General features: G+C 65.0%; 25 protein-coding genes. 19 read left to right on the top strand and 6 right to left on the bottom strand.

Annotated elements, in window-relative coordinates; all coding sequences use genetic code 11:
• Positions 1–356: 356 nt before the first annotated feature.
• Positions 357–1,553, bottom strand: coding sequence for an MBL fold metallo-hydrolase (locus tag NMQ09_RS06255; RefSeq protein ID WP_255193608.1), 1,197 nt, complete (start codon positions 1,551–1,553; stop codon positions 357–359).
• A gap of 220 nt (positions 1,554–1,773) precedes the next feature.
• On the opposite strand from NMQ09_RS06255, the gene NMQ09_RS06250 reads away from it, so the two are divergent.
• The 15 genes from NMQ09_RS06250 (at position 1,774) to NMQ09_RS06180 (ending at position 16,586) form a co-directional block, all read left to right on the top strand.
• Positions 1,774–2,019: a sulfurtransferase TusA family protein gene (locus tag NMQ09_RS06250; protein WP_255193606.1), complete on the top strand. Its 246-nt coding sequence runs from the start codon at positions 1,774–1,776 to the stop codon at positions 2,017–2,019.
• 6 nt (positions 2,020–2,025) lie between these two features.
• Positions 2,026–2,592, top strand: coding sequence for a DsrE/DsrF/DrsH-like family protein (locus NMQ09_RS06245; protein ID WP_255193604.1), 567 nt, complete (start codon positions 2,026–2,028; stop codon positions 2,590–2,592).
• A 136-nt stretch (positions 2,593–2,728) separates the two neighbouring features.
• Positions 2,729–3,400 carry a rod-determining factor RdfA gene (rdfA, locus tag NMQ09_RS06240; protein ID WP_255193602.1) on the top strand — a complete coding sequence of 224 codons (672 nt, stop codon included), beginning with the start codon at positions 2,729–2,731 and terminating at the stop codon, positions 3,398–3,400.
• 87 nt (positions 3,401–3,487) lie between these two features.
• Positions 3,488–3,895, top strand: coding sequence for a hypothetical protein (locus NMQ09_RS06235; RefSeq protein ID WP_255193600.1), 408 nt, complete (start codon positions 3,488–3,490; stop codon positions 3,893–3,895).
• A complete protein-coding gene (locus NMQ09_RS06230; protein WP_255193598.1) occupies positions 3,895–5,403 on the top strand; it encodes a UbiD family decarboxylase in 1,509 nt (502 codons plus the stop codon). Before NMQ09_RS06235 ends, NMQ09_RS06230 begins: the two co-directional genes overlap by 1 nt.
• Positions 5,400–6,791, top strand: a complete 1,392-nt coding sequence (locus NMQ09_RS06225; RefSeq protein ID WP_255193596.1) for a UbiD family decarboxylase — start codon at positions 5,400–5,402, stop codon at positions 6,789–6,791. The genes NMQ09_RS06230 and NMQ09_RS06225 overlap by 4 nt, the downstream gene beginning before the upstream one ends.
• A gap of 392 nt (positions 6,792–7,183) precedes the next feature.
• Complete coding sequence (locus NMQ09_RS06220) at positions 7,184–8,797, top strand: long-chain-fatty-acid--CoA ligase (RefSeq protein ID WP_255193594.1); 1,614 nt, start codon at positions 7,184–7,186, stop codon at positions 8,795–8,797.
• 156 nt (positions 8,798–8,953) lie between these two features.
• Positions 8,954–10,276, top strand: coding sequence for an ABC transporter substrate-binding protein (locus NMQ09_RS06215; RefSeq protein WP_255193592.1), 1,323 nt, complete (start codon positions 8,954–8,956; stop codon positions 10,274–10,276).
• 27 nt (positions 10,277–10,303) lie between these two features.
• Entirely contained in the window at positions 10,304–11,194 is an 891-nt protein-coding gene (locus NMQ09_RS06210) for a branched-chain amino acid ABC transporter permease (protein WP_255193590.1), read from the top strand.
• Entirely contained in the window at positions 11,191–12,213 is a 1,023-nt protein-coding gene (locus tag NMQ09_RS06205) for a branched-chain amino acid ABC transporter permease (RefSeq protein ID WP_255193589.1), read from the top strand. The genes NMQ09_RS06210 and NMQ09_RS06205 overlap by 4 nt, the downstream gene beginning before the upstream one ends.
• The gene (locus tag NMQ09_RS06200) at positions 12,210–12,980 is read left to right on the top strand and encodes an ABC transporter ATP-binding protein (RefSeq protein ID WP_255193588.1); all 771 of its coding nucleotides are present in this window, start codon (positions 12,210–12,212) and stop codon (positions 12,978–12,980) included. Before NMQ09_RS06205 ends, NMQ09_RS06200 begins: the two co-directional genes overlap by 4 nt.
• Positions 12,981–13,706 carry an ABC transporter ATP-binding protein gene (locus NMQ09_RS06195; protein WP_255193587.1) on the top strand — a complete coding sequence of 242 codons (726 nt, stop codon included), beginning with the start codon at positions 12,981–12,983 and terminating at the stop codon, positions 13,704–13,706.
• Positions 13,707–14,927, top strand: a complete 1,221-nt coding sequence (locus NMQ09_RS06190) for a thiolase C-terminal domain-containing protein (protein ID WP_255193586.1) — start codon at positions 13,707–13,709, stop codon at positions 14,925–14,927.
• Between the two features lie 96 nt (positions 14,928–15,023).
• Positions 15,024–15,404 (top strand): Zn-ribbon domain-containing OB-fold protein, encoded by a 381-nt coding sequence (locus tag NMQ09_RS06185; protein WP_255193585.1) that lies wholly within the window; start codon positions 15,024–15,026, stop codon positions 15,402–15,404.
• A gap of 39 nt (positions 15,405–15,443) precedes the next feature.
• Positions 15,444–16,586 (top strand): acyl-CoA dehydrogenase, encoded by a 1,143-nt coding sequence (locus NMQ09_RS06180; RefSeq protein ID WP_255193583.1) that lies wholly within the window; start codon positions 15,444–15,446, stop codon positions 16,584–16,586.
• 21 nt (positions 16,587–16,607) lie between these two features.
• Here NMQ09_RS06180 and NMQ09_RS06175 read toward each other — a convergent pair whose 3' ends face one another.
• Together NMQ09_RS06175 and NMQ09_RS06170 are read right to left on the bottom strand one after the other, a co-directional pair.
• A complete protein-coding gene (locus tag NMQ09_RS06175) occupies positions 16,608–17,027 on the bottom strand; it encodes a hypothetical protein (RefSeq protein ID WP_255193581.1) in 420 nt (139 codons plus the stop codon).
• A gap of 117 nt (positions 17,028–17,144) precedes the next feature.
• Complete coding sequence (locus NMQ09_RS06170) at positions 17,145–18,230, bottom strand: aminopeptidase (RefSeq protein ID WP_255193579.1); 1,086 nt, start codon at positions 18,228–18,230, stop codon at positions 17,145–17,147.
• Positions 18,231–18,377: 147 nt separating this feature from the next.
• On the opposite strand from NMQ09_RS06170, the gene NMQ09_RS06165 reads away from it, so the two are divergent.
• On the top strand, positions 18,378–19,334 hold the full coding sequence (locus NMQ09_RS06165; protein WP_255193578.1) for a mechanosensitive ion channel family protein: 957 nt from the start codon (positions 18,378–18,380) through the stop codon (positions 19,332–19,334).
• Between the two features lie 23 nt (positions 19,335–19,357).
• Here the strand turns inward: NMQ09_RS06165 and NMQ09_RS06160 are convergent, their stop codons facing one another.
• Positions 19,358–20,389 carry a hypothetical protein gene (locus NMQ09_RS06160; protein ID WP_255193577.1) on the bottom strand — a complete coding sequence of 344 codons (1,032 nt, stop codon included), beginning with the start codon at positions 20,387–20,389 and terminating at the stop codon, positions 19,358–19,360.
• A gap of 202 nt (positions 20,390–20,591) precedes the next feature.
• Here NMQ09_RS06160 and NMQ09_RS06155 point away from each other — a divergent pair, with 202 nt between their 5' ends.
• Together NMQ09_RS06155 and NMQ09_RS06150 are read left to right on the top strand one after the other, a co-directional pair.
• A complete protein-coding gene (locus NMQ09_RS06155) occupies positions 20,592–21,611 on the top strand; it encodes a threonine aldolase family protein (RefSeq protein ID WP_255193576.1) in 1,020 nt (339 codons plus the stop codon).
• 141 nt (positions 21,612–21,752) lie between these two features.
• Complete coding sequence (locus NMQ09_RS06150) at positions 21,753–23,366, top strand: long-chain-fatty-acid--CoA ligase (RefSeq protein ID WP_255193574.1); 1,614 nt, start codon at positions 21,753–21,755, stop codon at positions 23,364–23,366.
• Here NMQ09_RS06150 and NMQ09_RS06145 read toward each other — a convergent pair whose 3' ends face one another.
• Positions 23,367–23,615, bottom strand: coding sequence for a DUF8143 family protein (locus NMQ09_RS06145; protein WP_255193572.1), 249 nt, complete (start codon positions 23,613–23,615; stop codon positions 23,367–23,369).
• A gap of 62 nt (positions 23,616–23,677) precedes the next feature.
• Between NMQ09_RS06145 and NMQ09_RS06140 the strand changes: the two genes are divergently transcribed.
• Positions 23,678–23,896, top strand: coding sequence for a zinc ribbon domain-containing protein (locus NMQ09_RS06140; RefSeq protein WP_255193569.1), 219 nt, complete (start codon positions 23,678–23,680; stop codon positions 23,894–23,896).
• 36 nt (positions 23,897–23,932) lie between these two features.
• Here the strand turns inward: NMQ09_RS06140 and NMQ09_RS06135 are convergent, their stop codons facing one another.
• The gene (locus NMQ09_RS06135; RefSeq protein WP_255193567.1) at positions 23,933–24,973 is read right to left on the bottom strand and encodes a PH domain-containing protein; all 1,041 of its coding nucleotides are present in this window, start codon (positions 24,971–24,973) and stop codon (positions 23,933–23,935) included.
• Positions 24,974–25,061: the final 88 nt, after the last annotated feature.

Genomic DNA, 25,061 nt, shown 5'->3' with positions numbered 1-25,061 from the left:
AATCGGTTTCTCTCTCCTCCATATCGGCGTGCTCACCGACGATCGAAGGAAATCGGAGCGGTCGCCGAGGCAGTCGGAGTATGCTGGCCACTGGACGTCAGTGTACACCGGCTCGTGATGTAGCGGCCAGTGCCGGCGAGCGTCCACCGGCACTGGCCGCTCCGCTGTGAACAGTGTGTGACTCGTCCCAGTTGTCACTACTGGTGACCTGAAAACGGTACCACAACAGTCAGCGACGAGCCGATCCCGTTGACCGACGTTCAGCGGCGGCTCACGTGGGCGATCGCCGTCGACAGTTCCAAAAAAGCCGCAACCAACGTGCAGTCTTCCGCGAGGAAGGAGCGTTCTCGACGGTTTCAGTCGCCCGTCAGCGCGTCCTGGCTGGCGGCGCAGTTGTTCGGCCCGAGCTCGAGCTCGAACGCCTCGTCGTCGTCCTCGACGTCGTTCTGGCCGAGGTTGGTGGGGATGATCGTCTCGTAGTTGGCCGGGCGCGGGGGCATGTCGGAGAGGATTAGCTCGACGAACGCGTCCTCGTCCATCGAGAGGGCGTCCATTTCGGCTTCGAGCTGGCCGATCGGCGCAGTGTAGGTGCCGTCCTCGGCGGGTTCGGCGGCGTCGCTGAAGTGAGCGCCACCGACTAGGGTGTCGTCGGGAAGTGGCAGCACACGCTCTTGCAGGCTCTCGTAGAGCATGCTCGCGGCCTCGGGGGCGCCGTCGTCGCCCTCCTCTAAGTCGGGACGGGCGACGCTCTCGGTGAACAACCCGTCGCCGGTGGCGAGCAGGGAGCCGTCGATCAGGTACGACGTCATGTCGGTGGTGTGACCGGGGGTGTAGACGGCCTCGATGGTGACGTCGCCGACGTCGAACTCGTCGCCGTCTTCGGCGAGCGTGACGACGTCGGTGTAGGTGGCGCCGCGGTCGGCGGACTTCTGGGGGATGACGCCCTCGACGCCCTCCTCGGCGAGTGCACGCACGCCCGAGATGTGGTCGGCGTGCATGTGCGTATCCAGGGCGTACGTCAGCTCGACGCCAAGTTCCTCGGCGTCTTCGAGATAGCGGTCGGTAAATGCCCGCAGCGGATCGATCACGGCGGCTTCGCCGTCGTCGTAGACGAGATAGCCCAGGCAGCCACTCGAGGGACGCTGGTACTGGAGGAGCGTCCCGGCGCCGTCGTAGCGGCTGACCTCGACGGCCTCATAGATGCGCGCCCAGCCGTTCATCCCGTCCTCGAGGTGGACGGCGTCGTAGCCGTGCTCGACGAGCGTGCCCGCGACGAACTCGCTGGCACCGCCTTTCGCACAGAGCACGACGATCTCGTGATCCTCGGGAATCGACTCGAACACCGACTCGTCGAGATCGTCCTCGAGGAACTCGAAGTACGCGACGTTAATCGACTCGACGTTCTCGTCGTCGATGTGCCACTCCTCGTAATCCGACGCCATCCGGGCGTCGAGGATGGTGACGGCCTCGCCTGCGTCGATTCGTCCCTTGAGTTCGTCGGGGGAGATCGTCTCGACCGGTACGTCCGGCGTTGGAAGGTCCATGTCGGCCATGTTGTACACTCACCAGTACCGAGCACAACCACTTAAAGTTTTGGGTAGTATTCCCCATATAGTGCAATACTGGTGTTCGAAGGAGCGCCTGGACTCGCACGGACGAAAGAGTATTTTTGGCGTTCAATAGCTATTTCTGGGGCGTGTGTCGACCGACACATATTTATCCAGTGTGTCCAGTAGTGTTTAGTAAGCCCATTACAGGGCACAGAGATAACCTATGAGTTCAGAATTCACCGTTACGGAGACGCTCGACGTGAAAGGACTGTCCTGCCCGATGCCCATCGTGAAGACCAAGCAGGCGATCGACGACCTCGAGGCCGGCGAGGTGCTCGAGGTGGTCTCGACCGACTCGGGCAGCATGAGCGACATTCAGGGCTGGGCCGACGGCACCGACGGCGTTTCCCTCCTCGAACAGGATGAGGGCGACGACGTCTACAAACACTACGTCGAGAAGACGGCCTGAGCGGCGATGAGTACGGATACACCCGCGCCAGCGGACAATTCTGCGGAGCTGCAGGCCCAGCTCGAGGCACTCGAGGAGCGCCTGACCGACCTCGAGGCAGCCGAGGGTGACGACCAGAAGCAGATGACGATCATCGCCACCAAGGGCAGCCTCGACATGGCCTACCCGCCGCTGATCCTGGCGAGTACCGCCGCCGCATTCGGCTGGGACGTCGTCGTCTTCCACACCTTCTGGGGGCTCGACATCCTCCACGAGGAGAAGTCGAAGAAACTCAAACTTTCAGCCGTCGGCAACCCCAGCATGCCGATGCCCAACGCGCTCGCGGCGCTGCCCGGCATGGACGCGATGGCGACGAAGATGATGGCGAAGAAGATCGACGACAACGGGACGGCGACGATCGAAGAGCTCATCGAGCTCTCACTCGAGTCCGGCGTCGACCTCCAGGCCTGCCAGATGACCATCGAGCTGATGGGCTACGACGAAGCCGAGTTCTACGACGGCGTCACCACCGGCGTCGGCGCCGCCACCGCCCTCCAGCACATGGCCGACGCCGACGTCCAGCTCCTCGTCTGAGCCGGCCGGTTCGACTCGATTCTCAACCACTCCGACCGTCGAGCCGACGGTTTCGGCTGGCGGAGATTGGTGTCGGGTGGCCGATAGCACGCCGAACGCGGATGAGCTATGTAATCGGAGGCGAAACGTACGGCGCGTGACCCGCTCTCGCTGTAAGGTATGCGACGCGATCACCACGTACGACGTCTCGCCACCGTCGGGTGACGGCGACGTCGACGAGTACCTCCTCGACCGCTGGCACGGCAGAGGAGACGAGCAGGAAGCCGGCTACCGAACGCTAACGGACTGGTTCAACCGACAGCTACTCCGAGCCGTCTACGAGCGATACGGCCGCGAAACCGTCGGAACTCGCGTCGAGGACGAGTACCGGACACTGACGGCAGAAGATAGTCCTGCGCGACGGGAGCTGATCGAGCACCTCAAGGGCGATGGGATCAACGTCCGAGCGGTTCGTGAGTCGTTCGTCTCCTGGAGTACGATGCGACATCACCTCACGGAGTGTCTCGGCGGCGAGAAACGTCGTCCGGAGGCAACGACCGACTGGGAACGAACGAGCATCGACGTCGCGGTCGATCGAACCGAGCGGACGGTCCAGGAAGCGATCCGTTCACTGGCGAACAAGGACGAGCTGGCCGACGGTGAGGATGCCGACGTCGCCGTCAAAGTTCACCTCGAGTGTCCCGAGTGTCCGGTTCGAGTGACGCTAACCGAGGCACTCCGGCGTGGCTTCGTCTGTCGAGTCCACGGGACGCCGAACTGGGGACGAGAGACCGTGGAGCAGGAAAACGACGACGAGGACCCAACGTAGCGGACGTCGGCGACGTCGAGCGGGGCCACCGTCGTCGGACTGGGGAACTTTAAGTCAGTACCCGCTCGAACCCCAACTGTTCGTGGCATGGTACGGGAATGCAGTACGTCGCAGGCGGGGCTCCACGAAGACACCGACGGCGTCGAGCGGCCGATGACCGACGCGGAGCCGGAAGTAATCGTTCGAACGGAGGCGCACCTGGCCCACTCGGCGGCGCAGCTGTCCGATCCAGTCTCGCCCACCGTCGGCAGCGGTCCACGCGAGACCCAGTGTGAGCAGTTGGACGCCGAGTTCCTCTCCGATCGGGTGGCGGGGCCGGTCGACAACCGACGCCTTCGACGGGGTGGGCTCGAGTCGCGAGCGTCGTCCGACGGAGTCGACACTCGCTCGAGCGACCTGAAGGCGGTACTGACGTCTCCGACCGAAGCGAGTGAGAAATCGAACCTCGAGGTGCGTTCGACGTTCGAGCGTGACGCTCTCGGCGGTGGTCGGTAATGGTCGGCGTCAACAGTTTTCGTGAGTATCTCGGCCTCCTCGACGCTCACGGGATGGTGAACCGAATCGAGCGGCCGGTGTCGTGGAACCTGGAAGCGAGTGCCATCACGATGCTGGCAAACGAGCAGGACGTCGAGATTCCGCTTTTCGAATCCGTGGCCGACACCGATTCGATCGCCCGGCTGGTCGGTGATCCCTACCGGGGAGCCGGCGATCGGCCGTGGGATAAGGTCGCGCTGGGGATGGGGCTCTCGCCGTCGATCGGCGGCGACGAGTATTACGACGAAGCGATTTCCCGGCTCCGATCGCCGATCGACCCGATCACCGTCCCAGCCGAGCAAGCGGCCTGTAAGGAGGTCGTTCGCGTCGGCGAGACGATGAGTTTGCTGTCGTTTCCCTGGCCGTACATTCACGACGGTGACGGTGGACGGTACTCGACGCTCCACAGCTTCATCGCACCCGATCCGAACACCGACGGGGAGAGCTGGGATCAACACCGGCTGATGATCCACGGCCACGACCGGGCGAGCGCGCTGTTGCTCGCGGGCGAGCAGATCCCGAACAACTTCTACTACCAGTACGCTCCTCGAGAGGAGGAGATGCCCTTTGCGGTCGCTATCGGGGTCGAACCGGCGGTGACGTTCGCGTCGCCGCTGTGGGTTCCGACGGATAAAACCGAGGCGCAGTTCGCCGGCGGACTGAAACGAGCCCCGATCGAACTGGTCGAGTGTGAAACGAACGGGCTCCGCGTCCCGGCGTCGGCGGAAGTCGTCATCGAAGGTCACGTGCGCCCGGATCGACAGCTCGACGAGGGGCCGTACGGCGACTACGTCGGCTACATCAACGGCCCTCGCCGATCGATGCCGGAGCTTCAAATCGACGCGATAACCCACCGGGAAGACCCGTACATCCCGTTCTGCGTCGACGGCTGTGCAACGGGCTATACGTTCAACTCGAACGCCTCACTCGAGGTCGCCTGTGCGGGCCCGGACATGACGATCGGCCTCAGAGCCGGCGGGTTCGACGTCGAACGCGTCGGCGTCTGGCAGTACGCCGAAAAGACGATGTACGTCTTTTCGACCGACGTCTCCGAGCCCGGCTACTTCCACGAGGCGGCGAACTTCGTGTTTACGACCTGGGGAATGCTCCACGTCGATTTCTTCGTCTTCGTCGACGGCGACGTCGACCCGCTGGACCAGCGAGCGGTCCTCGAGGCGGTCGCACTCCACGCCGACCCCGACGAGGATTTTCACCAGTTCGGCGTCGAGACGATGCCGAAAGTGCCGTTGAACATCTACCAGACCCCCGATGAGAAAGGCGACACCGAGCCCGGAACGTCGAAGACGCGGACCGCGAAGGCCTACATCAACGCGACGAGACGCGAGCGAGCGACCGGCGTCGAACAGGCGATCTACGCCGACGATCGGCTGGCCGCGCGCGCACGGGAGCTACTCGATCGGGCGATACGTTCCGGAGATGGCGAACGAACCGAGGTGACGGAGACGTGAACAGCGAGTTTCGCGCGCACGTAGCGCAGCTCGGGGCGACCGACGACCTGCTCTCGCTCGAGACGGCCGTCCACACGGTCGATGAGGTTGCGACCGTCGCGTGTGAAGCGCTCAGACGGAACGGACCGGCGGTGCGGTTCGAGTCGACGCCCGGCGCCGTTGGCCTCATCAGCGGGGCGTACGCCGGCCCCGACCAGCTGCGACGGCGAACCCGAAAGCCCTGGACGCGACTCGCGCTCGCACTCGGTGAGCACGACGAGTGTACGTACACCGACCTGTTGCGTCGCATCAATCGCCTTCGAACGTCGACGCCGGTCGAAGAGAATCCACGCGAGCAGCGGGCGGCGACGCCGTCGGAGCTGACGCTCGGCGACCTCGGCTTTCCGGTCCTCCCGACGGGCGACGCACCGGTCGTCACCCTCGGCATCATGTCGGTGCAGACCGACGGCGTCACGAGCTGGTGGCCGGTTCGCGGGCTGGTCAACGGCCCACACCGAATCAGAGTCTCTATCCCGCAGCTTCCGGCGGAGGCGCTCGAGGAACGGACGCCGGTTTCGATCGCGTTCGGCGTGCCGGCTGCAGCGCTCATCGGTGGCTATCTGCCGTGGCTGAAGAGCGTCCGACAGCGAGACCCGTTCCCGCCGACGGCCGTTCCCGACGACGTCCCGGTCGCGGAGACGGTCGGGGGGCTCCTCCCCGCCTCGGCCGAGCTGGTCATCGAAGGGATCGTCGGTGGCGCAGCCGAGCCACTCGGGGAGCCCCTCGCCGGCTGGGAGCGCCTGAGCGACTGTGGTCAGGCGACCGTCGACGTCGACCAGGTCCTCTGCCGGGAGGAGTCGATCGTCCCGTTCGTTCCACTCGGCGCACCGCTGAGCGACGACATCCACATCGCCGGCGTCCTCGAGGCATCCAAGCTGTACGAACGGGTGAACAACTACTGGGGCGTCTCGCCGATGAAGTGGCTCGCGATCCTCCCCGAGGCTCGACTCGGGCTCTGTATCGTCTCCAGTGAGATTCTGTACGCGGGCTTCGAATGGCAGCTCGCGAACGCCCTCTTTACGTTCTCCGACAGTTTCGATAAGGTCCTCATCCTCGACAGCGACGTCGAACCCATGGCGCTCGGACGGGCGCTGGCCGACCTGTGGGTGAAAGCCCATCCCTCCCACGACTGGACGTTCAGCGACGACGATGCGCCAGCGGCGACGGCACCGCTGTACCGGCGCGATGGATCGACCGGCAAACGGCTGTACATCAACGCGACGTGGGACCCCTCCTGGGAAGCAGAGTACATCGCCCCGAAAGTCAGCTTCGAGAACTCCTATCCCGAGGAACTCAAAGCGGAGATCCGTCGGTCCTGGGATAGCTTCGGATTCACCGCGCCCGAGTAAAAAACAAGGATCGGTATTCGAAATAATCCGGTGAACCCAGACAGAGCAGGTGATCCGTCGAAGAAGAACACACCCTCAGGGTGTGTTATGAACGATCCTGTGGCCGTCGCTTCCGCCGTGAGCGTGAGGCATCGGAATCGATGGCCCCTCCCACTGAACCTGACGCAGTCGACCGGTGATATGACGTCGACGACTGCCGGCGCAGAAATTGTATACACATCTGTAAACAGCATACGGTGGCGAGTTTGTGCTCGATAAAAGAGCGTTATTCAAATTAATCCTATGTATTATAGTCAGATGAAAAATCTGAAGCCTGCATATATGTCTTTTCCCGCCGGAAAAGGTTAGTCTCGAAGTGAGATTTATATGGGGGTGGTTGAACCCCCTCTCCCATGACGCAACCACTGCTGGTGACCGAGTTTCTGGACCGGGCTCGTCGCAGCTACGGAGAGCAAGAGGCGATCGTCGCGACGACGGGTGAACGATTTACCTACAGGGAGTTCGGCGACCGCGTCGACCGGCTGGCCGCGGCGCTGCAGGAACGGGGCGTCGAGAAAGGTGACCGCGTCGCCGTTCTCGATCCGAACACGCACTACCACCTCGAGGCCGCCCACGCCAACGTGGGAATCGGCGCGGTTCACACGCCGCTAAATTACCGACTCCTGCCGTCGGACTTCGAGTATATTCTCAACGACGCTCGAGTGACGGCGGTCATCGCGGACTACGAGTACGCCGAGAAGATCGAGGCGGTTCGTGACGAGGTGCCGACGGAGGTGTTCATCACGACCGACGCCGCCGCCGTCGCGGGCGACTGGGAGGACTACGAGAAGGTGATCGACGGCGTGACGACCGAGCCGACCCGTCCGGAGATGAGCGAAACCGAGGTGATCACGATCAACTACACCTCGGGGACGACGGGCGATCCGAAGGGCGTGATGCGAACGCATCGAAGCGAGACGCTTCACGCGTATGCCTCGTCGGTCCACCAGCAGATCCGCGACGACGACGTCTACCTCTGGACGTTGCCGATGTTCCACGTCAACGGCTGGGGACACATCTTCTCGATTACTGGCGCCGGTGGAACGCACGTCTGCACCCGTGGCGTCGACGTCGAGAAGATCTACGAGAGTCTCCGGGACGAGGGCGTGACGTACATGTGCGGTGCGCCGACCGTCCTGGACATGCTCGTCAAGTACCACCAGGACAACGACGTGGACCTCTCGGAGATCGACAACGTTCGAATCGCCACCGGTGGCGCTGCGCCGCCCGAAGTCACCGTTCGAACCATCGAGGACGAGTTCGGCTGGTACTTCAAACACGTCTACGGCGCGACCGAGACGGGGCCGCTCGTCACCACCTCCGACGCCCGTCGGTTCTTCGACGACGATTCGGCCGACCGCTTCGCCGTCAAGAAACGCCAGGGGCTCGAGTTCCTCGGCACCGAGGTGCGTGTCGTCGACGAGGACGGCAACGACGTCCCACAGGACGACGAGACGATCGGCGAGGTCGTCGTCAAGGGCCACCAGGTGATGAGCGGCTACTGGGAAAGCCCCGAGGCGACCGAGGAGGCGTTCTCCGACCGCGTCGAGGGCTACTACCACATGGGCGACCTCGCGACGGTCGACGAGAACGGGATGATCTCCATCCAGGACCGCAAGAAAGACATCATCGTCTCGGGCGGGGAGAACATCTCGAGCATCGAACTCGAGGACGTCCTCTTCGAACACCCGGAAGTCGCTGACGTGGCGGTGATCCCGTCGCCGAGCGAGCAGTGGGGAGAGACGCCGAAGGCGTTCGTTATTCCGGAGAGCGGTGACCCGGACAACCCGGACGTCACGGAAGACGAGATCATCGCCTACAGTCGGAAGAACCTGGCCTCCTACAAGATGGTACGACGCGTCGAGTTCGTCGATCAGTTACCGACGACGGCGACCGGGAAGGTTCAGAAGTTCGAGCTCCGCGAACGGGAGTGGGAAGAAGAAGACAGCCTGATCGGCGAGGGGTAAGCGACGGGTGCCGTTCCCAATTATTGGATTTATGCGCCCAATTCGGCCAATAACCTGGACAGAAACATCTATTTCTACCTAATAGGGTTTGGTTTTTCATTTATTTTCGGAATATTTATTACGGTAGGTGCGGCATGAGGGACGTAGGCAAGAACAATGCCAGAGACTACCAACACGACACGACGAACGCTCCTGAAAGGGGCCGGTGTGGCAGCACTTTCGACGACCGTTGCTGGCTGTGCGTTACTCGACGGCGGCCAGGCCACAGAGGAGGAAGTCGAAGGGATTCCGGACGAGCCGTTCCGGCTCACGCACATGACCTTCGAATCCGGCCCCGCAGCCTTCTACGGGGAACAGGCGGTCAACGCCCTGGAGTTGCTGGTCGACGACATCAACGCCGAAGGCGGACTGCTGGGTGAACGCGAGATCGACGTCGTCGAGACGATCGACGAGGGGGCTGGCGCCGACACGCTGGTGAGCGACACCCAGCGCCTCGGCCAGCAGGACGAGACGGACCTGCTGTTCGGCGTGATCTCGAGTGCGAACCTGCTCGCGGTCGCGCCGACGGCCGACGAACAGCAGCTGCCGTTCATCGCGACGATCGCCGGCACGTATCAGCTGTTCGAGGAGAATCCAGAGATGGAGTACGTCGCCCGAACGTGTGCGACCAACTCCGCCGGAGCCGTGTCGGCTGCACGCGTCGTCGCCGAGATGGAGGACGTCGAGACGGTCGTCACGATCGACCAGGACTACGCGTGGGGACACGACCACCGTGACATGGTGATCGCGGTGCTCGAGGGGCTCCGCCCGGACATCGACATCGTCGAAAGCCGAACGCCCGAGCCGTTCATCTCCGACTACAGCGCGCACGTCAGCGCGATTCAGGACCGCGGGCCCGACGTGCTGATGAGCAGCCTCTGGGGTGGCGACATCGCGACGTTCATGAATCAGGCCGTCGACGAAGGGCTGTTCGACGACGTCGGCACCGGCGTGCTGATGGGGGACACCGGCTCGCCCCTGTTGCAGTCACTGGGCGGCGACGTCCCCGAGAACGTCTTACTCGGTGGCCGAGGTGGCTACCAGTTCAACTTCCGCGCCGAGGAGAACCCCCTCCAGCGCGAGTTCGCCGAGGCGTACCTCGACGCCTACGGCGAGTATCCGGGCTGGGGTGCGTATCACACCTGGCAGGGCGTCCGCGCGCTCGAGGTCGGCGTCGAACGCGTCGTCGACATCACCGGCAACTGGCCGACCGACAGTCAACTCATTTCGGCGATTTCCAACGTTTCGTTCAACTCGCCGGGTGGGATGCACACGATCACCGACTATCAGGCGGTCGCACCCGGCGTCTACGGACGACCGGTGACGTCGGAATCGGCCCAAGAGTACGAACTGACCGACTATCAGGTCGTCTCGCCGGTGGACTGCAACCCACCACAGGGTGTGCCAACGATGGAGTACGTCGAGACGATCACCGAGTGATCGACCGAGCGTAAGAAAAGTTCCACAATGATATCAATATTTGGACAATTATTCAACGGGCTGTACTTCGCCGCCATCCTGTTCTTCGCGGCGGTCGGGTTGACGCTCGTCTTCGGCATCCTCAACCTGTTGAATATGGCCCACGCGGCGTTCTTCGCGGTCGGGGCGTACCTCGGCGTCTGGACGCTCAACAACCTCGGTACAGTCTCAGAATCGATTCTGTTGGCCCTGTTCACGCTCGTCGTCGCGATTCCCCTCGTGGTCACGGTGCTCGCAGCCGCGCTGGACAGGACGGTCTTCGCCCCCCTTTACGACGTCGAGCCGGTGTACCAGCTGTTGGCGACGTTCGGCGTTATTCTGATGCTCGACGACGTTATCAAAATCATCTGGGGAACAGCCCCGATCACCGCCGATCGAGCGATTAGCCCGGCCGCACAGCTCGGGTCAGTCGCAGGTGTGTCGGTGTACCGGACGTTCACGATTCTAACGTTCGTCGCAGTTGCCGCCGGACTCTACCTGATGTTCAAACGGACGCGACTCGGGAAGATCTCCCAGGCGATGTCCGAAGACTACGAGATGGTCGAGATGCTCGGCATCGACGTCGGCCGGGTTCGACTGTTGATCTTCGGCATCTCCATCGGGCTCGCCGCACTTGGCGGGGCGTTGTTCGTCCCGTTCGCCGCCGCCACACCGGGGATCACCCTCGAGTACGTCCTCCTCTCGTTCGCCGTCATCGTCATCGGTGGGCTGGGAAGTTTGAAGGGCGCGATCGTCGCGGCGCTGTTGCTCGGCTTCGTCCGGAGCTTCGGGATCGCCTACGTTCCCCAGATCGAACTGGCGATCGTCTTCGCGCTGATGGCGATCGTCATCATCGTTCGACCCGAAGGACTCTTCGGCGGCCGCGGGGTGGTCGAATGAGCACGCGATTCGCGCTGTTCGATCCAGCCGCCATCGGCGAGGCAGTGCGGACGCCACGGATTCTCGCGTCGATCGGCGTGTTCATCGCGCTCGCATCCGTTCCGGTCGTGACCGGCGACGCCTACCTCACGTACGTCGCGGGGTGGATCCTGTGTTTCGCGATCGTCGCCCTCGGCTACAACGTTCTACTCGGCTATACCGGGCTGTTATCGTTCGGTCACGCGGCCTTCTTCGGGGCCGGCGTGTACACGACCGCCCTGCTGATGCACCACACCGAGGTCCGTGACTTACTCGTCTTGCTCTTCGTGTCGGCGCTCGTCGCCGCCGCGCTGGGGCTCGTCATCGGCGCCCTCTCGTTGCGCAGTCACGAGATCTACTTCGCGTTGCTCACGCTCGCGCTGGCACAGCTCCTCTACGTGCTCACCGTCCGATTCAACAGCCTCTCGGGCGGAACCGACGGCATCTCCGTCGACCGGTTTAACTTCCTCGGGATCCCGGTCGGCGAACTCGCACCGAACGTCTACCTCATGGGCTTTTACTACCACGTGATTCTGATCGTCTTCGGGCTCTGCGTCGTCACGCTGTGGCTCATGATGCGGTCGCCGTTCGGGCTGACGTTGAAGACGATCCGCGAAAACCCAACTCGAGCCCGCTCGACCGGCGTTCCCGTCCAGCGGTATCGGCTCTACTCGATGGTCGTCTCCGCGATCTTCCCGGGGATCGCCGGCGCGCTGTACGCCGTCCACATCGGCCACGTCACTCCCGAGTATCTTGACTGGACGATGTCCGGCGACATCGTGTTCATGACGCTCCTCGGCGGCATCGGGACGTTCATCGGCCCGGCCGTCGGCGCCGCCGGCTACATATTACTCGAGCAGTTCGCCACCCAGTACGTTGGCGGCTACTGGCACTTCACCATGGGTGCCATCATCTTCGTCGTCGTGCTCACGCTCCGCGAACGGGGTATCTGGGGTGGCGCGAAAGATGCGGTCGCGAACCTACGGAGGCGAAGCCGATGACCGGACCAGACACGAGGGCACCGATACTGCGTACTGAGGGCGTCGAGAAGCGATTCGGAAGCCTGACTGCCGTCGACGGCGTCGACGTCGAGTTCTACCGCGACGAAATCGTCAGCATCATCGGCCCGAACGGTGCGGGGAAGACGACGTTTATCAACCTCGTCTCAGGGCTGTTGGAGTTAACCAGCGGCAGAATCGTCTTCGATGGCGACGACGTCTCCGAGCTGGCCCAGTACAAACGCGTCCAGCGAGGGCTCGTCCGTTCGTTCCAGTTGCCCCAGGTCTACGACGAACTCACCGTCTTCGAGAACTTACAGTCGAGCGTCATCACGCGAAACCGGGACAACAACAGGCTGCTCACGCCAGTGACTCGAGACGCCGGTTCGCTCGAGGAGACCGAACAGTTGCTCCGCACGTTCAACCTGTACGAACACCGCGACGAGCACACCGAACACCTCCCACACGGGGTGCGAAAGATCCTCGACATCGCGATGTCGTTCGCGCTCGAGCCGAGCCTGATGTTGCTCGACGAGCCGACGTCGGGCGTCGGGACGAAAGAGAAAAACGCGGTCATGGAGACGATTACCGAGGCCGCCACCGAACGGGGCGTCGGCCTCGTCTTCATCGAACACGACATGGAACTCGTGATGAACTACTCCGATCGCATCGTTGCACTGCACGAGGGCTCGGTACTGATCGACGACGACCCCGAACGCGTGATGAACTCCGAGACGGTCCAGGCGTACATCCTGGAAGGAGGGGTCTAGATGGCCGAGCGGCTACTCGACGTCGAGGGGATCACCGTCGACATCGACGGCGTGCCAGTCCTTGACGACCTCTCGCTTTCGGTCGACGCCGGTGAAACCGTCGGCCTGGTCGGGCGAAACGGAGCCGGTAAGACGACGACGTTTCGGTCGGTGATGGGGCAGGCGAACATCAGGGAGGGCACGGTGTCGATGCGAGGCGTCGACATTACCGACGCCTCGCCGAAAGCGCGCCCCGGCCACGGCCTCGGGTTCGCACCCGAGGATCGGCGGCTGTTCACGACTCTGAGTGTCGTCGACAACCTCCGGATGGCGACCTGGGGGAAAGGTGGCATCGACGAGGCCGGATTCCAGGAACGGGTCGATCTCGTCCAGGACATTTTCCCCGAGATGACGGAGTTCATGGACCGCCCCGCGGGGAACTTAAGCGGCGGTCAACAGAAGATGGTGACCGTTGGTCGCGCGCTGGCGGCCGACCCCGACCTGATCCTCATCGACGAACCCTTCGAGGGACTCGCTCCCTCCGTCCGGGAACGGTTCAGGGAGGGGATCGAGCGGATTCAGGAGATGGACGTCTCCGTCCTCCTCGCCGAATCGAACGTCCGCCACGCCGAAGAGGTCGCCGAACGCTTCTACGTCATCGAACGCGGCGAGATCGTCGACAGCGTCAGCCGGGACGAACGACTCACCGAGCACCCCTCGGTCAAACGAATCTTCGAGGGTGGATAGATGGCCGACAGCCAGCCGACTGACGGCCGACAGACGCGGAGACGGGAGACGTCCCTCGAGGGCGTCCGAGTCGCCGCCATCGGGCAGACGTCGTTCGGCAGCTCCCCCAACCGAACGGCCAGGGACCTGTTCGCCGACGCGGCGGACGAGGCGTTCCGGAACTCGGCGCTCGAGCCCCGAGACGTCGAAGAGGTCTTCTACGGAAACTTCATGGGCGAACTTAGCGAGTCACAGGGACACCAGGCGCCGCTCGCCGCCGACGTAGCCGGCGTCTCTGCACCGGCGACTCGCCTCGAGAACGCCTGCGCCTCCGGCGGCACGGCGGTCCGATACGGCCTCGAGCGAATTCGTTCCGGTTCAGCCGACGTCGTGCTGGTCGGCGGTGCAGAGCGGATGACGCACATGAGTACCGACGACGTGACCGCCGGGCTCTCGACGGCCGCCGACGCCCTCTACGAGATCACCGCCGGCGTCACGTTCCCCGGCGCGTACGCGCTCATGGCACAGGCGTACTTCGCCGAACGCGGTGGGAGCCGGACGGACCTCGCTCACATCGCCGTGAAGAACCACGAAAACGCCCTCGAGAACGACCACGCACACATCCAACAGCGGATCACCGTCGAGGAAGCCCTCGAGGCGCCGCCGATCGCCGAGCCGCTCGGCCTGTACGACTGTTGTCCGATCAGCGACGGCGCGAGCGTCGCGGTACTCACGAGCGACGCGTACGCCCGCCAGCACGGACTCGACGCGCCGATAGCGATCACCGGGTCTGGACAGGCCGGCGACCGGCTCGCACTCCAGGATCGGCCGTCGCTCTCGCGGACGCCGGCGACCGAGAAGGCCGCGACACGCGCGTACAGTGAGGCGGCCGTGACGCCCGCCGACGTCGACTGCGCGGAGGTTCATGACTGTTTCACGATCGCCGAGGCGATGGCGATCGAGGCGCTCGGGTTCGCCGATCCAGGCGAAGGGGTGTCTGCCGCCAGAGCCGGCCTGACGACCGCCGACGGCGACGTCCCCGTCAACCTCTCGGGCGGGTTGAAAGCGAAAGGACACCCCGTCGGTGCGACCGGCGTAAGCCAGCTCACGGAACTGACGCGGCTCCTCCGCGGCGACCATCCGAACAGCGACGCGCTTTCGAATCCACGCGTCGGCGTCGCCCACAACGCTGGCGGAACGGTCGCGAGCACGACCGTCCACGTTCTGGAGGTGGTCGCGTGAGCGTAGCGAACGCGAGTACGCCGGAATCCCTTCCGGAGGTGGTCGCGTGAGCGTAGCGAACGCGAGTACGCCGGAATCCCTTCCGGAGGTGATCGCGTGAACGCCGCTCGAGTCGACGGGTACGACGACCTGCTCGACGCGATCGTGGAGGGCGAGGGCTACTACTATCGGTGTCCGGACGGGCACGCGACGTTCCCGCCGGCCAGGCGATGTCCGGACTGCGGATCGGCAGCCCTCGAGCGGGCCCCGCTTCCGGATCGAGGGACGATCGTCTCTCACACCACCGTACACGTCGCGGGGCCGTCGTTCGTCGACGATGCGCCGTACGTGACGGCCGTCGTCAGCTTCGGGCCGATCAAACTGACGGGAATCGTCAGGGGAGGCGCAGTCGCCGTCGGCCAGGAGGTCGCCGTCGACGTCGGAACGACTGAGACGACCGGCGAGCGCTTCGTGGCGTTCGAACCGGTCGAGAAGTAGTACAGGCGGACGAACGAATACACACAACTAGCAAATTACATGAATTTCGAGTACACGAACGAGCAAGAGCAGATCAAGACCATGGTTGCCGACTTCGTCGACGAGGAGATCGTTCCGGTCGCCGGCGACGTCGACAAGCACGACGAGTTTCCCCACGAGATCGTCGACCAACTCGGCGAGCTGGGACTGATGGGGATGCCGTTCCCCGAGGAGTACGGTGGAGCGGGACTCGACTACCACGCCTACCCCGCCGCACTCGAGGAGATCGCCCGCGGGTCGGGCGGAATCGGGACGATCGTCGCCGCGCACATCTCGCTCGCGGGCAACATGCTCTATGCGTTCGGCTCCGACGAACAGAAAGCGGAGTACCTCACCCCGCTCGCGGAGGGAACCGACATTGGCGCGTTCGCCCTCTCGGAAGCTGGCGCCGGCAGCGACGTCCCCGCGATGGGGACGACCGCCGAGAAAGACGGTGACGGCTACCGTATCAACGGCGGGAAACTCTGGATCTCGAACGGCTCCGTGGCCGACACCGTCACCGTCTTCGCGAAGACCGACCCCGACGCCGGGAACAAAGGAATCTCTTCCTTTATTATCCGACCCGAGGACGACGACGGCTTCATCGTCGAGGGCACGGAGGAGAAACTTGGCGACAAGGGCTGTCCGACCGCCGAACTGCGCTTTGATGACCTCTGGATCCCCGAAGACCGCCTCCTCGGCGAGGAAGGTGACGGCTTCGTCCAGGCGCTAAAGACGTTAAACGGCGGCCGGATCACGATCGCCGCCCGCTCGGTCGGTATCGCTCAGGCTGCCCTCGACGCTGCGATCGAGTACGCCACCCAGCGTGAGCAGTTCGGCCAGCCCATCGGCGAGTTCCAGGCGATCCAGCATAAACTCGCGGATATGGATACGAAGACGCGGGCAGGCCGGTTGCTCATGCACGACGCGGCGGACAGGAAGATCCGCGGCGAGAACTTCATCAAGGAGGCCGCGCAGGCGAAACTGTACGCCTCCGAGGTGAGCCGCGAGGTCGCGAACGAGGGGATTCAGATCCACGGCGGCTACGGTTACACCAAGGACTTCCCCGCCGAGCGGTTCTACCGCGACGCCAAGCTCAACGAGATTTACGAGGGAACGAGCGAGGTGTTGCGGAACACGATTGCACGAGATCTCCTCACCTGAACCGTCTGATATCGGGGTCGTTCACTCGAGGCTCGAGTCCGCGTCGCTCGCCGCGAGGTGTGCAGCGAGGATCGCCGTGTGGACCGTCCGAAGGTCGGTCTCCTGAACCGTCGCCGCCGCCTGGAAGCGTTCGCGGGCGTTCGCCACCGTTTCGGGTGCCGCGGCGAGGTGGACGAGGACGAACGCGTCGGGATCGACGCGGCTCGCGGCCGCGAAGTCGGCGGCGTCGTACAGCTCGGCGAATCGCCGGACGACGTCCGTGAGGAGTTCGTGGGTCACCTCGGCGCCGGGGTCGTCCGCGGGGACCGTCGACTCGCTCTCGTCGAAGTACGTCTCGAGGTCGACCACGCCAGCGTCCTCGTACAGTCGGTCGGCGAGTGCGTCGGCGACCGACTCGGAGACGTAGACGCCCAACAGTTTGTGGTGCCCGGCTCCCGTCATCGGTCGACCGTTCGGCGGCCGAACGTAAAAGTGGGGCCGGTTTGCTCGAGTGAGGCCGGCTGTCGATTCGCTCGGCCTGGACGCCCGCTCATCGGAACTGACGGATAGCAGTCCGTCTCACTCGTCCTCGAAGACGAACGTGCCGTCTTCCTGGACGCGTTCGCCGTCGACCTCGATGAACGAGTCCTCGCTCATGTCGACGATCATGTCGACGTGGACGGCGCTGTCGTTCTGTTCGTTGCCCTCGCCGACGGTGTCGTCGTAGGCTCGGCCGACGGCCATGTGGACCGTGTCGCCCATCTTCTCGTCGAACAGCATGTTGTAGGTGAACTGGTCGATGTCCCGGTTCATGCCGATGCCGAGTTCGCCCAGTCGGCGGGCGCCGTCGTCGGTCTCGAGCACTTCCGTCAGCAGGTCCTCGTTTTTGCCCGCCGCGTGCTCGACGACCTCGCCACCGTCGAACTCGAGGTAGACGTCCGTAATCTCCCGACCCTGGTGGTACAGCGGCATGTCGAACAGCACGGTCCCCTCGACGCTGTCGGGGACCGGTGCGGTAAAGACCTCGCCGCCGGGGAGGTTGCGCTCGCCGTAGTCGTTGAGCGTTGGGTTGCCGGCGACGCTCATCGTGACGTCGGTCTCCTCGCCGCTGACGATCCGGACCTCGTCGGCGGGGTCTAAGATGTCGACCATGTTCGCCTGGTGGGCGCGCTGGGCGTCCCAGTCTTTGTTGACGGCGTCCCAGACGAAGTTCTCGTAGCCTTCGGTACTCATTTCGGCGAGCTGGGCGTTCGCCGGCGCGGGGAACTGCGTAAGACACCAGCGCTTCGAGAGGCGTTCCTCGAGGATGGGCCGGTGGGCCTGGGCGTAGGCCGCGTTGACCTCGGGATCGACGTCGCTCGTCTGGGTAACGTTGTCGCTCGCGCGGATGGCGATGTAGACGTCCGTCTCCTCGATGAGCGCGAGTTCGTGGGCGGGCGTCTCGAACTCGCCGTCCGACGCGCGCAGATACGCCCGCATCCCTCGCTTGCCGGTGCGCTGGCTCGTGGTGACCGGGTTCGCGCCCTGGTCGCCGACCACCTCGTGGAGGGCGACGACGAGGTCTTCGGCGACCGGGTGGGCGTCGATGACGACGTTGTCGCCTTCCTGTAAGTCGACGGAGTGGTTCGCGATGATCGCTGCGTGCTCGCGGATACGCGGATCCATGGACGACAACTTCTGCCACTACCGGCATACCCCTTTCGGAACGAAGGGCGTCGGCGTCCGTCTGCGTCGACTCGATTGCTGGCACGCCCGCCGACCCGGCCGCTGCCACGCCCGTGCTTTTTCCGCGGGCCGTGAAACGCCGCGTACATGCGACGATCCGTTCTCGGACAGACCCCCGAATCGATGCTCGTGGACGACGTGCTCGAGGCGCTCGAGGCGTCGTGGGTGCTCGCCCTCCTCGCGCTGATCGTGGCGTGGTACGGCTCGAAGCTCCTGACCGAGCGCGTTCGGCCGGCGCTCGAGGAACGCGTGCTCCGACCGACCACCGCGAACGCCGTCCTGCTGGTCGCTCGAGCGGGGATCGTGCTGTTCGCGCTCGTCCCGTTCGCCGGACTGTTCGGCTTTCGACCACAGAACGTCCTGCTCTCGTTCACCGTCATCTCGATCGTCGTGGGCGCGATGCTCGCGCCGGTCGCGCGCAGTTACATCAGCGGCCTGTTCATCCTGCTCAACCGCCCCTACGAGGTCGGTGACGTGGTCGAACTCGTCGATCGGGGCGAACGCGGCTACGTCGACGACGTCACCCTCGGCTACACGAAGGTGTTCACCCTCGAGAACTCGTTTCTGGTCGTCCCGAACGAGACGATGCGCGAGCGGGACGTCCGTAACCTCTCGGCGGAGGACGAGCGCGGCCGCATCTCGATCGAGGTCTGTGTCACCTACGAGGGCGACCTCGAGCGCGCCCGCGAGTTGCTCGAGGCGACGGCCAGGGACGTCGACGGCGTCGTCGAGGGCGGACCGCCGATCCGAATCGGCGACACCCGCTACCCCGCCGAACCGACGGCACTGGTCCGTGAGTTCGCCGACCACGGCGTCGTGCTCGAGCTCCGATTCTGGATCGAGCAGCCGTCTCGGACGCTGCCGATCCAGTCTGCGGTTCGGGCGGCCGTCTGGACGGCGTTCGAGGACGCCGACGTCGAGTTCGCGTACCCGCACACTCACCACGTCTTCGACGAGACGAGCGGCCGGGCGCGGCTCGCGTTCGACCGCGAATCCGGCCGGGCCGCGCCGACGGAACGAGAGGAAGAACAGGCGGCGGACTGATCGTAACCGCTCGAGTAAGTGCGTCAGTCGGCTGCCCGTCCGCTCCCCGCCGGCCGCCCGTCGTCACGTCGGTCGCCGACCGATCGCTCGTCCTCGACGAGTTCCCGGAGGAACGAGGTCGTCGCCGCCGTCAGCACGAGCGAGAGCGGGGCCGTGACGGCCAGCCCCAGGAGGAGCGCGACCGGGCCGCCGGGGCTGACGAGGATCGACAGCAGCGGCGAGACGACCAGCGTCACCCCGAGGTGCCAGAGCGCGAAGGTGAGGTACGGTCCGGCGTCGATCGCGAGCCGGTAGGAGCGACCGAACGACTCGAGCAGCGACGCGTCGGCGACGACGAAGAGGAACGGGACGGCGTAGAAGAGGTACGCCAGGACGAGGAAGGCGGGAATCGCGAACACGATGAGCCCGATCGTGGCACCCGGGGCGGAGGCGAGCATCGTCACGACGACGAGCACGAACGCGATCGCCGCGGCGAACAGGACGGCGAAGTAGCCGAGAAAGCGGCCGGCGTACCTGGTGACACACTCGAGCGGGGCGGCCGGTTCGCCCCGGAGCCGCCGATCGATCCCGCCGACGTAGACGGCGTAGACGACTGCGGCCACCACGGCGTAGGCGACGAGCAGGGGGACGAGCACTGCGAGCAGGCCGAATCCGACGTCCGCGAGCGCGACCTCGCCGGGGCCGACCGGCAACTCGAGGGTCACGCCGTCGCTCGCCGAACCCGTTCCCGGGGTGCCGGCCGGATCGGAAGCAGGGCTCGTTCCGGGGAGTTCACCGACTGAATCACCTGAGGATGACGACCCGGGCGGATCGACGAACGACCACAGGTCGAGCACCGGTGACGGAAACTCCGCACCGAGGTTGATCGAGAACTCGCGATTCCCGGAGGCGAGTAGTCGCTCGACGTTGCCGAACTGCATCAGTGACGTGAGTAGCGGAATCGCGAGGAACGCGAGAAGCTCGTCGAATCGACCGACCGCGCGGGAGACGTGTCGCCAGAACGGGCTCCCCCGGTCGGGAGCCGCGCTGGAGGGCGAGGAGGCGTCGGGGCTCACATTCACGCCGACTATAGGTACCACCATAATAGTTTACGGATCGTTGACCGTTTCCGAGGGGGGTCGCCGACACGTCTCGAGGGCGGGCGCCCCAGCTCTCGATGCGGGGCGTTCTCGATCTCGAGTGAGACGAGAACGAACGCGTGGCCGCCGTTGAGCCGTGTCGACAGCGTTAGGGGGCTGCCGACGGGAGTTCGTGGTGATGATCGATCTGCGCTCGGACACCGTCACGAAACCGGACGAAGAGATGCGCGAGGCTGCTCACAGCGCGGCCGTCGGTGACGACGTCTACGAGGAGGACCCGACCGTGACCGAACTCGAGTCACGCGCCGCCGACCTCGTGGGCACGGAGGCCGCCCTCTACGTGCCGACGGGGACGATGGGGAACCAGATCGCCGCTCACGTCCACACCGAGCCCGGCCAGGAAGTGATCGCCGACCGACAGAGCCACGTCGTCAAGTACGAACTCGGCGGGCTGGCCCAGCACGCGGGGGTGCAGGTCAGGATGATCGACGCCGACCCGCACGGCGTACCGACTCCCGAAGCGTTCGACGCGAGCTACGTCGAGGAAGATCTCCACCGGCCCGGCACCGGCCTGCTCTGGCTCGAGAACACCCACAACGTCCGGGGTGGCGTCGCGGTCGACTCCGAAACGATTGCGGCGGCCGCCGACGCCGCGCACGATCGGGGCGTTCCCGTCCACCTCGACGGCGCGCGCGTCTGCAACGCCGCCGCCGCCCTCGACGTCCCCGTTTCCGACCTCACAGCGCCCGTCGACTCCGTCATGTTCTGTCTCTCGAAGGGCCTCGGCGCGCCAGTCGGCTCGATGCTCGCCGGGAGCGAGACGTTCATCGAGCGCGCCCGTCGCACCCGGAAGCTGTTCGGCGGCGGCATGCGCCAGGTCGGCGTGATCGCCGGCCCCGGCCTGTGCGCCCTCGAGAACGTCTCCGACCTCGCGACCGACCACGAAAACGCCCGCGTCCTCGCCGAGGAACTCGACCGCGTCGACGGCCTCTCGGTCGCCGAGCCGGAGACGAATATCGTTCTCGTCGACGTCTCCGACACCGGCCTCGACGTCGAGACCGTCCTCGAGCGCCTGCGCGAGCAGGAGGTGCTCGCCACCCCGTTCGGTCCGACGACGATCCGCTTCTGTACCCATCGCGACGTCGACCGCGCAGCCGTCGAGACGGCGATCGATCGGGTCGCGACGGCACTCGAGTGAGCTCGGAACCTACGGATCGTTATACCGGTAACGAATTACAACGGACCGTACCGTCGTTTGACGCCGTCTCGAGCCCGTTTCGACGATCGTTCCAGCCCGTCGTGCGAAACAACTAAGTGCCGGCCGCTTGGGGTGTCAAGCATGCACAGGCCACTACTCGTCACGGAGTTTCTCGACCGCGCGCGCGAGTACTACGCGGACGACGAAGCCGTGATCGCCACGACGGGCGAACGGTACACCTACGGCGAACTCGCCGACCGTGCCGACCGCTTCTCCGCCGCGTTACAGGACCGGGGTATCGAGAAAGGCGACCGCGTCGCGGTGCTCGACCCGAACACCCACTACCACCTCGAGGCGGCCTACGGCTCGATGCAGGTCGGGGCGATCCACACGCCGCTGAACTACCGGCTCACGCCCGACGACTTCGCCTACATCCTCGCAGACGCGGGCGTAGACGTCATCTACGCCGATTACGAGTACGCCGAGAAGATCGAACCGATCCGCGAGGAAGTGCCGACGGAGACGTTCATTACGAACGACCCGGACGCCGTTTCCGGCGAGTGGGAGGACTTCGAGGAGGTGCTCGAGTCGGTCGACCCCGAGTACGACCGCCCGGAGATGGCCGAGAACGACGTCATCACGATCAACTACACCTCGGGGACGACGGGCGATCCGAAAGGCGTCTGTCGGACCCACCGCTGTGAGACGATCCACGCCTACCTCGTCGCCGTTCACCAGGAGATTGCAGACGACGACGTCTACCTCTGGACGCTGCCGATGTTCCACGTCAACGGCTGGGGACACATCTACGCCGTCACGGGGTTGGGTGCCAAACACGTCTGCACCCGTGGCATCGATGCCGAGTGGCTCTTCGAGACGATTCGCGAGGAAGACGTCTCGTATCTGTGTGCCGCGCCGACGGTGCTCAACATGCTGATCGACTACTACGAGGACAACGACGTCGAAACCAGTGGAGAACACGACGTGCGGATCGCCACCGCGGGCAGCGCCCCGCCGGAGGCCACGATCCGAACGGTCGAAGACGAGTTCGGCTGGTATCTCAAACACGTCTACGGCGCGACCGAGACGGGGCCGCTCATCACGACCTCCGACGCCCGCCGAACGTTCGAGGACGACTCGAGCGCGCGCTTTGCGGTCAAAAAGCGCCAGGGCCTGGGCTTTCTGGGCACCGAGGTTCGTGTCGTCGACGAGGACGGGGAGGACGTCCCCCGCGACGACGAGACGGTCGGCGAGGTCGTCGTCAGCGGCAACCAGGTCATGGAGGAGTACTGGAACAAGCCCGAGGCGACCGAGGAAGCCTTCACCGACCGCGTCGAGGGCTACTACCACATGGGCGACCTCGCGACGGTCGACGAGAACGGGATGATCTCCATTCAGGACCGCAAGAAGGACATCATCATCTCTGGTGGCGAGAACATCTCGAGCATCGAACTCGAGGACGCGCTGTTCGACCACGAGGCCGTCGGCGACGTCGCCGTCATCCCCGCGCCGAGCGACGAGTGGGGTGAGACGCCCAAGGCGTTCGTCGTGCCCGCCAACGGTGACCCCGAGAACCCGCCGGTCTCGGCCGAGGAACTCACGGCGTACACCCGCGAGAAGCTGGCGAGTTACAAGGCGGTCAGGAAGATCGAGTACGTCGAGGCGCTGCCGACGACCGCGACCGGAAAGGTCCAGAAGTACGAACTTCGCGAGCGGGAGTGGAAGGACGAAGACCGGATGGTCGGCCAGGGCTGATCACTCGTCCCGGCGCCCGAGGCTGCCCCACCCGTCGTCATCGCCGGTCTCTCGGTCAGTGTTCGGCGATCCCGTTCGATCCCCCCTGGAACGGTCGCCGAGGCCGCCACGCTCCTGTGCCTCGCGTTCCGCCGTCGCCCGATCGACGACTCTCGGATTCGACGTCTCCTCGCGGATGAGCGCGTACAGTCCGAACGTGAACGCGAGACCCAAAAACAGGACCACGACGACGAGCGCGCCAGCGGACATGATAGAAGACGAATCGTCAGCGAGGCACAAGACATTTATCATCGAGACAGAAGGATCCTCGTATGCAATCGGTCGACGACGATACTGACGAGCACGGCTGTCCGAAGTGTGGCCACACGGAGACGGAGGTCGACGACATCGCGACGACCGGGACGGGCCTGTCGAAGTTCTTCGACATCCAGAACCGACGGTTCCGGGTCGTCTCGTGTACGAACTGCGGCTATGCCGAACTGTACAAGGGCGGCTCAACGAGCGACATGGTCGACCTCTTTTTGGGGTAACGTCTCGGACTGCCGTCTCGAACCAGTCGGGCAGGCTCACCGTGCGTCGGACGTCGCTTCCGCATCGGACCGCGCGCGCTCGAGGAACTCGAGCGCGCGCTCGGGGTCGTCGATCACCGATCGCCGGCACCGAATCGGGTCGCCGCCCGCGCGTTCGACGACGAGGAGGTCGGGCGTCAGCGAGACGTCCGTGACGGCCGTCCAGGGGACGAACCGCTCCCCTCGCGGGCCGGTGACGACCAGGCCACGATCGTGCACGCGGAGTTCGGGGAACGCCGAGGGGTCGGCCCCGACGACCATCGTCTGTGACCACTCGGCGCCGAAGACGACCCGCCGCTGTCGGTCCGGCAGCAGTGAGTGGAGCAAGCCGTCGTCGGTTCCGCCGCCGTTCTCGTCCGCGTCGCGGGCGACGTGTAGCCACTGTGAGAACCCGGCGAAGACGAACGAGACCCCCACGACGAACGTGGCGCCCGCGGCGCCGGCGATCGTTCGCGATCCGCCGGGCGGTCGATACCTCGCCCCGGCGCCGACGAGGAAGATGACGACGGCAACGACCAGACAGCCGAGGCCGAATCCGATCACGCGACGATGGTAGCCGGGGGCCAGCCGGGGAATCGTCGCCCGCGGCTCGTCGGGCGTCAACGCCCGCGCGTATCGCGTTCGGGCCATCGACGCGATGCCATCGGCCGCGAGCAGCCCGCCGACCGCGCCGAAGCCCGTTCCCGCGGCGGCCGCCGCGGGCAGCGACGGAATCGTCAAGACGGCGACCGTGGCGAGAGCGAACGCGACAGGGGGGACGAACGGGAGCGCGGGCGAGCGCGGCCGGCTGCCGAGTCGCTCGGGGAGTCTTTCGAGCCGACTCGAGCCGACCGCGCCGACGAGGAGCCCGACCGTGGCCGCAGACGCGATGCTCCCGACGATCGTCGCCGTCGACGCCTCGAGTGTGAGGGCCGCGGCGACGGTAGCGCCGACGAGCGCGACGGCAGCGTAGACGCCCGTGGCGGCGACGAAGGCGACGTCTGGTGATCCAGGGGCATTGGGACGGTCGACGGCCGAGGTCGACTGCGAACGTGGCATACGCTCGAGGAAATGATAGGCTGGCAGTAGTAAAGTGCGTTCGCCCGGACGGCGTCGATCGAACGCACACACCCACACCAGGGGCGCG

This window comes from Natronobeatus ordinarius (assembly GCF_024362485.1).
In the GTDB taxonomy this organism is placed as follows: Archaea; Halobacteriota; Halobacteria; order Halobacteriales; family Natrialbaceae; genus Natronobeatus; species Natronobeatus ordinarius.
This window is presented reverse-complemented; position numbering and strand designations above follow the sequence as displayed.

Bases quoted from the DNA above. Each gene is read 5' to 3' on its own strand.
- NMQ09_RS06195 (WP_255193587.1), top strand. From the start codon at position 12,981: ATGGCCGAGCGGCTACTCGACGTCGAGGGGATCACCGTCGACATCGAC.
- NMQ09_RS06180 (WP_255193583.1), top strand. From the start codon at position 15,444: ATGAATTTCGAGTACACGAACGAGCAAGAGCAGATCAAGACCATGGTT.
- NMQ09_RS06175 (WP_255193581.1), bottom strand. From the start codon at position 17,027: ATGACGGGAGCCGGGCACCACAAACTGTTGGGCGTCTACGTCTCCGAG.
- NMQ09_RS06200 (WP_255193588.1), top strand. From the start codon at position 12,210: ATGACCGGACCAGACACGAGGGCACCGATACTGCGTACTGAGGGCGTC.
- NMQ09_RS06245 (WP_255193604.1), top strand. From the start codon at position 2,026: ATGAGTACGGATACACCCGCGCCAGCGGACAATTCTGCGGAGCTGCAG.
- NMQ09_RS06210 (WP_255193590.1), top strand. From the start codon at position 10,304: ATGATATCAATATTTGGACAATTATTCAACGGGCTGTACTTCGCCGCC.
- NMQ09_RS06145 (WP_255193572.1), bottom strand. From the start codon at position 23,615: ATGTCCGCTGGCGCGCTCGTCGTCGTGGTCCTGTTTTTGGGTCTCGCG.
- NMQ09_RS06205 (WP_255193589.1), top strand. From the start codon at position 11,191: ATGAGCACGCGATTCGCGCTGTTCGATCCAGCCGCCATCGGCGAGGCA.
- NMQ09_RS06230 (WP_255193598.1), top strand. From the start codon at position 3,895: ATGGTCGGCGTCAACAGTTTTCGTGAGTATCTCGGCCTCCTCGACGCT.
- NMQ09_RS06155 (WP_255193576.1), top strand. From the start codon at position 20,592: ATGATCGATCTGCGCTCGGACACCGTCACGAAACCGGACGAAGAGATG.
- NMQ09_RS06165 (WP_255193578.1), top strand. From the start codon at position 18,378: ATGCGACGATCCGTTCTCGGACAGACCCCCGAATCGATGCTCGTGGAC.
- NMQ09_RS06235 (WP_255193600.1), top strand. From the start codon at position 3,488: ATGGTACGGGAATGCAGTACGTCGCAGGCGGGGCTCCACGAAGACACC.
- NMQ09_RS06220 (WP_255193594.1), top strand. From the start codon at position 7,184: ATGACGCAACCACTGCTGGTGACCGAGTTTCTGGACCGGGCTCGTCGC.
- NMQ09_RS06255 (WP_255193608.1), bottom strand. From the start codon at position 1,553: ATGGCCGACATGGACCTTCCAACGCCGGACGTACCGGTCGAGACGATC.
- NMQ09_RS06135 (WP_255193567.1), bottom strand. From the start codon at position 24,973: ATGCCACGTTCGCAGTCGACCTCGGCCGTCGACCGTCCCAATGCCCCT.
- NMQ09_RS06250 (WP_255193606.1), top strand. From the start codon at position 1,774: ATGAGTTCAGAATTCACCGTTACGGAGACGCTCGACGTGAAAGGACTG.
- NMQ09_RS06170 (WP_255193579.1), bottom strand. From the start codon at position 18,230: ATGGATCCGCGTATCCGCGAGCACGCAGCGATCATCGCGAACCACTCC.
- NMQ09_RS06150 (WP_255193574.1), top strand. From the start codon at position 21,753: ATGCACAGGCCACTACTCGTCACGGAGTTTCTCGACCGCGCGCGCGAG.
- NMQ09_RS06140 (WP_255193569.1), top strand. From the start codon at position 23,678: ATGCAATCGGTCGACGACGATACTGACGAGCACGGCTGTCCGAAGTGT.
- NMQ09_RS06190 (WP_255193586.1), top strand. From the start codon at position 13,707: ATGGCCGACAGCCAGCCGACTGACGGCCGACAGACGCGGAGACGGGAG.
- NMQ09_RS06215 (WP_255193592.1), top strand. From the start codon at position 8,954: ATGCCAGAGACTACCAACACGACACGACGAACGCTCCTGAAAGGGGCC.